This is a genomic window from Leptospira mayottensis 200901116 (assembly GCF_000306675.2).
Lineage (GTDB): Bacteria > Spirochaetota > Leptospiria > Leptospirales > Leptospiraceae > Leptospira > Leptospira mayottensis.
The window spans coordinates 2824192-2835000 of the sequence record NZ_CP024871.1 but is presented as its reverse complement, the minus strand read 5'-3'; the positions used below and the strand labels follow the sequence as shown (position 1 = coordinate 2835000).

The following is a 10809-nucleotide window of genomic DNA, read 5'->3' as shown; positions in this document are numbered from 1 at the left end:
TTCCTTGAGTGATCGCGCCGACGAAACAGCGCTTGCGTCTAACGTTCTTGCGACCACGACTCACTTCCTTGAATCCTGGGGCGACTGCGAAGTTACAAAGGGAATTTTCTCGATTCAACAACCTGCGGTTCGTCCTCTCTTTAATTCACGTTCTTTTGAAGACAGTTTGATCGCATTTGCGGGCGGTTCTCTCGGGGGAGAATCCAATTTTTACGAGTACGTTAAAAATTCTTGGATCAAAAAGCTAGGTTCGAAACAAAGATGGGAAGACCTTTTAAGAGTCGGAACTACAGTGAAAGCAGGGGATCGCAAGAAGGCTGCGGGTTCTTCCAGGAACTTCAACCGTTCTTCTTTGAAAAAGATCGAATCCGCTTCCGCCGGTCTCAAACTCGCGTTGTATGAAACATCCGCGATCGGAGACGGTAGAGCGGCAAACAATGCTCAACTTCAAGAGCTCCCGGATCCCGTAACGAAAGTTACTTGGGATAACTACATTCTTCTTTCTCCCGCTCTTGCAAAAGAAAAGGGGATTTCTTCCAACGACGTTCTGGTTCTCAAAACCACTACAAAAACGATCGAACTTCCCGCGCAGATCCAACCGGGTATGCACAAAGAAGCGATCGGGATCGCGGTCGGTTATGGTAGAACGGCGGCGGGAGCCGTAGGAACGGGAGTCGGTAAGAATGCTTACGTTCTTTCCGAAAACGGAATCTATTCCGGTATCACGATCACTTCCCTTGAAAAAACGGGAAAAACGTATAAATTAGCCTGCACGCAGCATCACCACATGTTGTCTCCTGGTTTCAGTTATCCGGATCGTCCGATCGTTCAATCGACTACGATCGACGAGTATCGCAAAAATCCTGCTTCCGGCAAGGCTCCTTCCGAAATCCCTAAGATCCTGAAAGACGGAAAACTCGTAAACGCTACGGGTGCAAATCCTACTTACCCATATCCTGGTTACAAATGGGGAATGAGCATCGATCTTTCCTCTTGCACCGGTTGCGGTTCTTGCGTGATCGCTTGCCAAGTGGAGAACAACATTCCGGTCGTAGGCCGTGATGAGGTTCGCGTCGGTCGCGAAATGCATTGGCTCCGTATCGACCGTTATTATATCGGCGAGCCGGATCAGCCCGAAACTCTTCAAGTCGCTCATCAACCAATGCTTTGCCAACAGTGCGACAATGCTCCTTGCGAAACCGTTTGTCCGGTTCTTGCAACCGTTCACAGTTCCGAAGGGATCAACGACATGGTTTACAACCGTTGTGTGGGAACTCGTTACTGCTCGAACAACTGTCCTTACAAAGTAAGACGTTTTAACTGGATGCAGCATTGGTACAACGGAGCGGAAGGTTCCAAAGCTCCTCGTTATTTGGGACTCAATCCCGAGGTTGCGGTTCGCGGTCGCGGGGTAATGGAAAAATGTAATTTCTGTTCTCATAGAATCGCGGAAGCAAAAATCGCCGCTAAAAACGAAGGCCGAGTTCTGAAAGACGGCGAAGTCAAAACCGCATGTCAGCAAAGTTGTGCGGCGGATGCAATCAGCTTTGGTAATACGAACGATAAGGATTCGGAAGTTGCAAAACTTTCTTCCAGTCCGAGATCCTTTCGTGTCCTCGAATATCTGAACGTCGGTCCTCAGGTCGCTTACCTGACCCGGGTCAGAAGCTCAATTTAATGGAGTAACGTAAAAAGCTATGTCAATGTCCAACGCAGTCAAAGAAGCCCTGGATATCCAGCCTCTTGTAACCGGCGGTAAGTCGGTTCGGGACGTTACTGAGGATATCTTAAGACCGGTAGAAGCGTTCCCCACTTCTCTGTGGTGGAAGGCTTTCCTTTTGGTTCTTACCATTACGGTCGTCGATTTAGGTATCATCGGATATCTGATGTGGGAAGGTCTTTATATCCTCGGGATCAACAATCCTGTGGCTTGGGGATTTTTCATCGTAAACTTCGTATTCTGGATCGGGATCGGTCACGCCGGAACTCTGATTTCGGCAGTTCTTTATCTGTTCCGTCAAGAATGGAGAACCGGGATCAACCGTGCAGCGGAAGCGATGACGATCTTCGCAGTGTTAACCGCCGCTTCCAATTTGATCATCCACATCGGAAGACCTTGGGTAGGATTCTGGTTGTTTCCGTATCCGAACGAAAGAGGACCTCTTTGGGTCAACTTCCGTTCCCCTCTGATTTGGGATACGTTCGCAGTTTCCACTTACCTTACGATCTCACTTGTGTTCTGGTATATCGGTTTGATTCCGGATATCGCGGCTGTAAGAGACCGTTCTAAGGGAGAAATGAAACGTAAGATTTACGATATTCTTTCTCTCGGTTGGGTAGGTTCCAACAAAGCTTGGTCTCACCTTGAAATGGTGGCGATGATCCTCGCTGCTCTTTCCACTCCTCTGGTTCTTTCGGTTCACACGATCGTATCCTTCGACTTCGCGGTTTCCATTCTTCCGGGTTGGCATACTACGATCTTCCCTCCATACTTTGTTGCAGGGGCTATTTTCTCCGGGTTTGCGATGGTAGTAACTCTGATGGTAATCGCAAGAGAAGTGTTCAACCTGAAAGACTATATCACCATGAAACACTTGGAAAACATGAACAAGGTCATCATGGTGACCGGTTTGATTGTGGGTCTTGCTTACTCCACAGAGTTTTTTATGGCTTGGTATTCCGGTAACGAATACGAAGGTTTTACTTTCGTTAACAGAGCCTTCGGTCCTTACGGTTGGGCTTACTTTATCATGTTCAGCTGTAACGTGTTTTCTCCTCAGGTATTTTGGTGGAAAAAACTCAGAACCAATATTCCGGTTATGTTTGTCATCTCTATCGTTGTAAACATAGGGATGTGGTTTGAAAGATACGTGATCGTTATGACGACTCACGCGGACTTTCTTCCTTCTAGTTGGGATATGTATATCCCGACCGTTTACGACTTCATGATGCTTATCGGAACGTTCGGAATCTTCTTCACGTTGTTTCTTCTGTTCTGCAGAATCATGCCGGTTATTGCGGTTGCGGAAGTGAAAACCGTAATGCCTCACAAAGACGGAGGACACCACTGATGATACATAAACCTCATAAAGAACAATTTCATACGTTTGAAGAAACGAGCTCGGGAGTCTTCGGGCTTTTCGATTCGCCTTCGGAAATCATCGCGGCGGCGGCAAAAACCAAAGAGAAGAATTACACGGGCTTTGATTGTTTTACTCCGTATCCGGTTCATGGATTGGACGACGCGATGGGAATTCCCCGTTCCGGTCTTCCATGGGTGACTTTTTTCATGGGACTTTTTGGATGTACGGTAGGTTTCGGAATGCAGTATCTGACTCACAAGTTCGATTGGCCTATCAACATCGCTGGTAAAAATTTAAACGCATGGTTCGCTTATATTCCGATTACGTTCGAATTCACCGTGTTTATGGCCGGCGTGGGAACTGCGGCTGCGATGTTCTTTTTAACGAAACTTCCGAAAGTAAATCGTAAAGTTTTGCATCCGGACATCACTACGGACAAGTTCGCACTCTGGATTCCTTCCTCTTCCAAAGGTTATAAGGAAGACGAAGTTGTAAGTTTTATCAAGGGCCTTGGCGGAAAGAACGTCGAGGTTGTGAAATAGGAGCAGGGACAAAATGAAATATGATAAGAACTTGTCCCTTATTGGACAGAACCGGGAACGTAGAATGCGTGGCGCTGAGTTCCGATTTTTCGGCTTTTCAGTGATCGAAAACTTAAGTCTAAAGACTCACTGTAAATCCCTGATTTTCCTTTTCGTTGCTGTCCTTTTTTGGAACTGCGAATCGAAAACACCTCCTCTGGAATATTTTCCGGACATGGCGGATTCTCCGGCAAGAGAAGCCCAGGAAGTGGACCCGATCGCGCATAACGGAGCGGCTTCCAGAATTCCTCCGAAAGGAGCGGTTCCGGTTGGATACTATCCATACGAATATCTCGGATTGGACGTAACACAATTACCGAACAAAGGACTTTCCAACCCTTTCAAAAGTGACTTGGCAAATCTCCAAAGAGGAGAGGCCAAATACCAAACGTATTGCTCTCCTTGTCACGGTGTAAGAGGTGCTGGGAACGGAACCATCGTTGGTCCGGCTCCGAGAATCGGATTTCCGGTTCCCGCCGTGATCTCACCTAAGATCCAAGGATATTCCGACGGACAGATCTATCACGTGATCACTGCCGGTTGGAGTAGAATGAAAAGTTATGCTTCTCAAATTTCCCCGGAAGATCGCTGGAAGATCGTTCTCTACATGAGAAAACTCCAGGAATACGACAACAGAACGAAAAAAGACGTGGTTAGGAATTAAGAATCATGGAAGTCAAAGTCGAACAAAATCTGATTCACTTCAAACTCGACTCCAAGACCCGCAGTGCCCTTTTCGGGATGATCGGGATCGGAGTACTCAGCTTACTCATCGGGTATTTTACCCTTTCCCATACTCCTCCGAGGCACGAAGGAGGACATTCTAATCCTGCATGGTCTGCGTTTTTGATTGGAACTTTTTTTATCACCGGGATTTCTCTCGCGGGAGTTTTCTTTACCGCGATCAGTAATATTACGGGAGCTCATTGGTCTATTACTGTAAGAAGGCTTGCGGAAGGTTACGGTTTATTTCTTCCCGTCGTTGCGGTTCTGCTTCTAATTACTACAGTCGGAATTCACGATCTCTACGAGTGGAGTCATGAAGAAGTCGTAGCACACGATCATCTTTTACAACACAAGAAGCCTCTTTTGAATACTCCTTTCTTTGTGATTCGTATGATTCTTTTCGGAGCGGCTTGGTCCGTTTTCGGATGGTTATTCTACAAACGTTCCACGAAACAAGACAGCGATAAGGACGTTTCTCATACTCAGTTCAATGCAAGATTGGCCGGAGGATTTATCGTATTCTTCGCTCTTTCCTTCTCTCTTGCTTCTTTCGATTTGATAATGTCCTTAACTCCACATTGGTTCTCAACCATGTTCGGAGTATATTGTTTCGCGGGTGCGTATCAAACCGGACTTTCTACACTTGTAATCATGATCTACTTTCTGAAAAAGAAAGGATATCTCGGAAACCTCGTAAACGAAAACCATATTCACGATATCGGCAAGTTCATGCTCGGTTTCTGTGTGTTCTGGGCTTACGTTGGGTTCTCTCAGTTTATGTTGATCTGGTATGCGAACATCCCGGAAGAAACATTCTTTTACGAGCAACGATTGACCGGTGGTTGGGAAGTGTTCACTTACGCTCTTCCTTTTATCAAGTTTATTCTCCCGTTCTTGTTACTCTTAAACAGACCGAGTAAAAGGGATATCAACTTCCTCGTAAAAGTGTCGATCTGGATCGTGTTTACGCAAGTGATTGAAATCTATTGGCTGGTATTTCCCGCTAATTTCGAAAATTTCCAACTTTCCGGACTGATCGTAACACTCGGAGCGGTGATCGGTTTTATCGGTCTCTTTGCTTTTGTGGTTTTGAAACGTTACGAGTCTGCGGCTCTAATCCCGGTAGGAGATCCAAGGTTGGATCAATCCTTGCACCATCACCAATGAGAGGAAGAAGAATGAAAAGGAATATTACACTTGTCGCTTTATTGATGGGGGCTGGGCTTTTTTTAGGAGCATGTTCCAAATTAGCACAGGTTACGAATCATAAAAACTGCGATCCATCTCTACTCAATCCTTCTTTGGAGCCTACGGTTCCCATCTTCTCGGAGGCGGATGCGACTTCGGTTATAAAGGAAAGAATCACACCGGGTTCCGTAGTCAGAGTGTATGATTACAGAAATCACGAAGCGAATCCGAAACCGTTTGTTCGCATTAAGACTGAAAAAACCGAAGGTTGGATCAATCCTCGTTGTTTGGTCATAGGACAGGATCCTGAAAAATCCGTCTTTAGTTGGGGATACCGCAAAGACTACGCTCATTTCTATAACCCTGAAGATCACGAACATTATCCCAATGGATACGAATTCCCGGAATACGCCTCTCTTCCAAAGGATAAGGTTCCATTGGCGGAACTTGCCCCTGAACTAAAAAAATAAGCTCAACCCTTAGTCAAAAAATATTGGTGAGTTCCATGTCGCTTCGAAAGAAGGACATGGATTTTTTTTTGCCTATTTGGTTTTTGGATAATTCAGCAGACGACGTTCGAAAGAAGAAGCGTATATTTTGAATATTATAGATATTTAAATAATATTTTGCGCGACGATTTGACGAAATCAACACTTTGTCAGAGTTGGCTTGTAAATTAGTGATAAAATGTATTAATAAAAAATCACTTGTCTTTTGGTCTGATTTCCGTTTTATAGATTATAAAAGGATGAGGCGCTTTTATTCGGTTCTTAAGCGTGGAATTGTTCAAGGGATAATTTTATAAAATGAATAAGCTGATAAGAAAAATTTTAACGGTTGTGTGGGTTCTTGCGACGATCGGTTGCAGCAGGCATTATTACGTGAAGGAGTTTCCTGTTTCCGGGAAAGCGAAAGTGGAAAAGGCTCCTAAAATTGCATATCTCGGTTTTAGAACGTATCAATCCAGAATAACCGGGTCTGCGAGCAGAAGGACTACGTATACAGCTGAGTTAGTCTATGAAACTAGAACTATTCCGAAGTTGGAAAACGGTGTTTTTATCAATCAGCTGAAAAGCAGCGGATTTAGAGGTGATATTCCTTCCGATAAGGTTCAAGCTTTTGCGATGGAATATCTGGGCGCAGTAAAATCAAGCGGCGCTTTGGAAATTTCCACATTGGTCGATGTGGAAAAAAAGGGCGGCGACGTAAAAATATTTAAACTCAGAAACTTTCCGGTGGATTACTATGTGATCGGAGTTCATGGGCCCGCGTTTCGGGAGAATACCAATTTGGGAATCTCTGTCGTTGGAGTTTTCTCCTCCTTATTTTCGATGGTTACTTTGGGATTGATCCCGGTGTATTCGTCGGATCTCGCAAAAACGGAAGTAAAAATTTATGATAAAAATCTAAAATTAGTAAACAGTTTAGAATATGATAATTCCTATTCTACGATCGATGCGATATGGGCATCGCCGAATCCGCCTCACTGTAAAATGCTGGAATGTACAGAGCAAGTCGGTTCGCCACCCGGCTTTGTCTATTCCGAAATGGGCCCGAGAATCGAGGAGGATGTTTTGAATTCGATTCAAAAATCTGTTACCCCTGCCAATTAAAAAACAGCCTTTGTCAAAATGGGGAGCGGAATTTACCTGCCCCACTTCCGAATGGATTCCAAAAAAAATATACGTATCTTGTATCTGGAGTTCGTCAATTTAACATATATATCAAAGGGCAACAAGCCCTGCAGACCGAATAAGAATAAAATTCCTTCTATCGGCTTGAACTAAGATTTTGATGTACATTTTTCCGAAATACTAAAAAAATGGTATCGTTTCCTATTTTTTCTTTCCGAAGGTATTTGATTCTTCTTTTTAATTGCAAAGAAGAATCCTTTAGGAGAATTTAATGTGAGAAGCGGATCGAACAAAATTTAGTTCCGCAGATTTCGGAAAATTTATGAGATATGATCAAAAATTTGGATTTCTCGTTTTTGTCTTTTTGTTTCTCTTCGACTGTAACTATCATTACTACGTGCAAAAAACTTCCATAGAGAGTGGATCGATTCCGAGCTTATCCAAGGTGAAAATCGCTTATATTGGCTTTCGTCCATATTCCACGGAGATGACAACTTCTTCTCCGGAAACGAAGGTTTATACGGCCAATCTGATGTATCCCGATCGGACTGTATTTAAATTTCAGAATGGAGTTTATGCATCTGATTTGAAATCGATTGGATACAGAAAGGACGTGCCTTCTGATAAAGTTAAGAAGTTCATTCAGGATTATTTGAACGAGGTAAAGGACAGCGGAGTCCTTGAACTTACATATGTAACAAGCGTCGAAAAGAAAGGAAAAGAGAGAATTTTCAGATTGAAGGATATAGGTGTGGATTATTACGTGCTTGGAATTCATACACCGGCGTTTCAGACTTCGAAACATTTTGGTAGTAGTGCGCTTCAATTGTTCTCTTCTATTTTTTCCGTGATAAGTTTTGGACTAATCCCAAGTTATGCGTCTTTACAAGCGGGGACCGAAATTAAAATTTATGATAAAAATTTAAATCGGCTTACTTCCATCAAATATGATCATGGATATTCGGTTTTGGGTGCGGTATGGGCATCCTCCGTTCCAGAGGAGTGTCGTAGAATGGGATGTAATGCTCTCAAACAAGTGGTTTCTCCTCCTAAGTTTGTATACCAAGAATTAGGGCCTCAATTTGAGATGGATATCGTAAATTTTATACAAGCTCGATCTGTATCCCGCAAGTGATATGATTTGTGGAGAATATTTCCAAAATAGTATTTTTTTCACATTTCCATTTGCAGTTTGAAACAAGCGTAATTTGTCGCGATCGATTCTATGCAAAAAAAGTGTTCTCTCTTGAGGATTCATGAGCTTTCTATAATATCCGATAGCTTTTTACAATATTTCGGCCGGATCCACTTTCTGATAAATTATTAAAAGACCGTCTTAAAAACCTTAGCTTGTAGTTGGATTTCGTACAGAGAATCGTAATATGGGTTCTACAATGAAAATCTTTGGGAGATTTTTTAGTCTTTGAAGTTCTAAATTTTTTTGTAGCGTAACGTATGAGTTTTGGAACCTGCTTGTAAATTCTGAACGGGCTCTAATTTTCCCGAGAAAAAATAGAATTGAATTCCATAGGAAGAGAAACTCGCGGGGACTCGCGTGATTCTGGAATTAAAATTTTTTCGTCGTAAAACTGGATTTCTATTCCGTCTTTCGTTTCTTCCAAAAAAGGACTTAGATCGGAAAGGCAATTGCGATCCGGTCTGAACTTTAGTTTCTTATGATTTACAGTTCTTGCAAAAAGGCATCCGTTTATGTCTATAGCGAAAATCAAATCTTTCAGGGTGTACGAATTGTCGGACTCTGCAAGAAAGAATAACGTTCCTTCCGATTCTTTACACGCTATTAAGTGAATCGGATAACCTTCCAGTTCCAGATAACCGTTTTCCGTCAATTCTCCGAAACGATTATCGATGTATATTCCGAACTCATCCTCATGAAGATTTTGGCGAAAGTAAGAGAGTATTTCTTTTTGATCGATTCGATTTTCTTGAAAGATCCAACGGTCTTCCGAATCCACAAAAATTTCGCTATTGAATCTGCGAGGAGAAGGGTTTTGATTCTGGGAAGTTTTCATCGTTCGTTATCCTTATAACGGTAAGCCACGCCTTCGATTACTCCCATTTCGCCGTTTACATAACCGATTACAACTGTGTTACCGTCTCCATTGCCGGATTGAATGAGAGTGGGAGGAATGCTTAGGATTCCTTTGCCTGTAAAAATAACGCCATCCATATGATTCGAATACAATTCTTTTTTGAGATTGGTAGTCAGATAGTCTGGGATTCTTCCGTTTGTAAAGGAGCGAATGATAACTTTTCCGTATGTACGATATGGTTTGGGGGGAGAAGAAGTCCGGATTTCGATTTCGTTCCAGGAACTTTTATGAGAAAAACCGAATTCTTCCCTTAAAACCGTTTCCGGAATAAATTCTACGGATTCACAAGAAAAAAGAGTGGTAAGTAGAATTGGTACCGAAAGAATCTTCGAAATCTGCAAAAGAATGCGAAACCGAAAAGAATCCGGGTACATGATTCCATTCAGAAAGACCGGAAACAGTGTGCAAGTGTTTTAATCTTGTTTCTCGCTTACCCGAGAAGTGAGTTGTTCGAAATAAATTCAATGTTATGATAAAACAGGATAAGGGAAACCGGTTCGGATTTCGATCATTCGAATCCCTTTAAAACTTCAAATGGAAGACACAGAGTTAGAGAAAAGGTCTAGGGAAAACGTACTAAAAATTGGTTACTGTTCTTTGGACGAGATCGAAGAAAAGGTCAAAGCGTTCCGAGTGATGAACCAGAATGCGGTCAAAAAGAGATATATCATTACGAGAGAGCCGATTCTTGATAATGGGGGAGGAACGATTCTTACTAAGGCGGCTGAAATCGACATATCCGCTGCAAAACTTTTGAGAAGACATTTTAAAGGTTCTCAGATGTTCAAGACATTCCAGCCCGATGAAGGGATTGTAATTATTTCGGACATGACTTCCGCAGAGGGAGTTTCCTTTACGATGGATATCGTGACTCAGATCATGAACCTTGGGGGCGGGGCTTACGAAGGATTTATTGATCGTGTGGATAGCTTTGCGGAATTCATAAATTTATTGAAAAAGTCCCTTTTTCCGAAACTCATCATCATTGGTTATATACAGCAGAGTCAAGTTCAGTCCGAATTGATGAATTTCGTTCGAGTGAAACGAGTGGATAATTATCTTCGAGCGGTTGAACTTTCGCACAGTCTTTATAAATCGAGTCCTTATTTCCCAAAAATCAAACAGGTTGAAATCTCGCAGCACGATCCAAAAAGTTGGGGTCGTTTTGTCGTTGAAATCATTCGAGAATATACTCGTCCCTATCTCTTGGAAGAAATATAAAATCCGGCGAAAAGTATTTCCATATTTTACTTTTCAAAGATTTTAAATCCATTTTACAAAAACTTAGATGAAAAGCTTATCTATTATTTCTACGTCATTTTTTTTAATTTAAGAGTTTGTCTGTGTAAATTTTAGAATTTCTATTATTGCGAACTTACTGCAAACAGATAGGCCTTAAAAAAGAGTTCCTCTACAAACCATTCAAGTTGCTTCTTCTATTCATTTTATAAAATGCGATTGCGGTTAGAAGAAAAAGTATATA

11 protein-coding genes (1 of these 11 only partly in view) are annotated in these 10809 nt (G+C 42.5%); 9 read left to right on the top strand and 2 right to left on the bottom strand.

Annotated features, from left to right (window positions below; genetic code table 11):
- From LEP1GSC190_RS12855 to LEP1GSC190_RS12820, 8 genes are all read left to right on the top strand, one after another.
- Positions 1–1678, top strand: the 3' portion of a protein-coding gene (locus LEP1GSC190_RS12855) for a TAT-variant-translocated molybdopterin oxidoreductase (RefSeq protein ID WP_002745234.1). It extends 1388 nt beyond the left edge of the window; 1678 of the gene's 3066 nt are visible here — the last part of the coding sequence; the start codon falls outside the window, past its left edge; it ends in the stop codon at positions 1676–1678.
- 25 nt (positions 1679–1703) lie between these two features.
- Entirely contained in the window at positions 1704–3071 is a 1368-nt protein-coding gene (gene nrfD, locus LEP1GSC190_RS12850) for an NrfD/PsrC family molybdoenzyme membrane anchor subunit (protein ID WP_002745254.1), read from the top strand.
- Positions 3072–3073: 2 nt separating this feature from the next.
- Complete coding sequence (locus tag LEP1GSC190_RS12845) at positions 3074–3625, top strand: DUF3341 domain-containing protein (protein ID WP_036037211.1); 552 nt, start codon at positions 3074–3076, stop codon at positions 3623–3625.
- Positions 3626–3638: 13 nt separating this feature from the next.
- The gene (locus LEP1GSC190_RS12840) at positions 3639–4328 is read left to right on the top strand and encodes a c-type cytochrome (RefSeq protein ID WP_002745215.1); all 690 of its coding nucleotides are present in this window, start codon (positions 3639–3641) and stop codon (positions 4326–4328) included.
- A gap of 5 nt (positions 4329–4333) precedes the next feature.
- Positions 4334–5557: a hypothetical protein gene (locus LEP1GSC190_RS12835; RefSeq protein WP_002745143.1), complete on the top strand. Its 1224-nt coding sequence runs from the start codon at positions 4334–4336 to the stop codon at positions 5555–5557.
- Between the two features lie 11 nt (positions 5558–5568).
- Positions 5569–6048 carry an E-cadherin-binding lipoprotein adhesin Lsa16 gene (gene lsa16 / locus LEP1GSC190_RS12830; protein WP_002745266.1) on the top strand — a complete coding sequence of 160 codons (480 nt, stop codon included), beginning with the start codon at positions 5569–5571 and terminating at the stop codon, positions 6046–6048.
- A 336-nt stretch (positions 6049–6384) separates the two neighbouring features.
- Complete coding sequence (locus LEP1GSC190_RS12825) at positions 6385–7191, top strand: Lp29 family lipoprotein (RefSeq protein ID WP_002745140.1); 807 nt, start codon at positions 6385–6387, stop codon at positions 7189–7191.
- Positions 7192–7534: 343 nt separating this feature from the next.
- Positions 7535–8347, top strand: coding sequence for an Lp29 family lipoprotein (locus LEP1GSC190_RS12820; RefSeq protein WP_002745174.1), 813 nt, complete (start codon positions 7535–7537; stop codon positions 8345–8347).
- Positions 8348–8705: 358 nt separating this feature from the next.
- Here LEP1GSC190_RS12820 and LEP1GSC190_RS12815 read toward each other — a convergent pair whose 3' ends face one another.
- The gene (locus LEP1GSC190_RS12815; RefSeq protein ID WP_002745285.1) at positions 8706–9245 is read right to left on the bottom strand and encodes a hypothetical protein; all 540 of its coding nucleotides are present in this window, start codon (positions 9243–9245) and stop codon (positions 8706–8708) included.
- Entirely contained in the window at positions 9242–9667 is a 426-nt protein-coding gene (locus LEP1GSC190_RS12810) for a hypothetical protein (protein WP_237578305.1), read from the bottom strand. The genes LEP1GSC190_RS12815 and LEP1GSC190_RS12810 overlap by 4 nt, the downstream gene beginning before the upstream one ends.
- Before the next feature lie 193 nt (positions 9668–9860).
- On the opposite strand from LEP1GSC190_RS12810, the gene LEP1GSC190_RS12805 reads away from it, so the two are divergent.
- Positions 9861–10547, top strand: a complete 687-nt coding sequence (locus tag LEP1GSC190_RS12805; RefSeq protein WP_002745268.1) for a hypothetical protein — start codon at positions 9861–9863, stop codon at positions 10545–10547.
- Positions 10548–10809 lie beyond the last annotated feature (262 nt).

What these genes read in the sequence shown, in the direction of transcription:
- LEP1GSC190_RS12805 (WP_002745268.1), top strand. Translation starts at nt 9,861, where the DNA reads ATGGAAGACACAGAGTTAGAGAAAAGGTCTAGGGAAAACGTACTAAAA.
- nrfD (WP_002745254.1), top strand. Translation starts at nt 1,704, where the DNA reads ATGTCCAACGCAGTCAAAGAAGCCCTGGATATCCAGCCTCTTGTAACC.
- LEP1GSC190_RS12825 (WP_002745140.1), top strand. Translation starts at nt 6,385, where the DNA reads ATGAATAAGCTGATAAGAAAAATTTTAACGGTTGTGTGGGTTCTTGCG.
- LEP1GSC190_RS12820 (WP_002745174.1), top strand. Translation starts at nt 7,535, where the DNA reads ATGAGATATGATCAAAAATTTGGATTTCTCGTTTTTGTCTTTTTGTTT.
- LEP1GSC190_RS12840 (WP_002745215.1), top strand. Translation starts at nt 3,639, where the DNA reads ATGAAATATGATAAGAACTTGTCCCTTATTGGACAGAACCGGGAACGT.
- LEP1GSC190_RS12835 (WP_002745143.1), top strand. Translation starts at nt 4,334, where the DNA reads ATGGAAGTCAAAGTCGAACAAAATCTGATTCACTTCAAACTCGACTCC.
- lsa16 (WP_002745266.1), top strand. Translation starts at nt 5,569, where the DNA reads ATGAAAAGGAATATTACACTTGTCGCTTTATTGATGGGGGCTGGGCTT.
- LEP1GSC190_RS12815 (WP_002745285.1), bottom strand. Translation starts at nt 9,245, where the DNA reads ATGAAAACTTCCCAGAATCAAAACCCTTCTCCTCGCAGATTCAATAGC.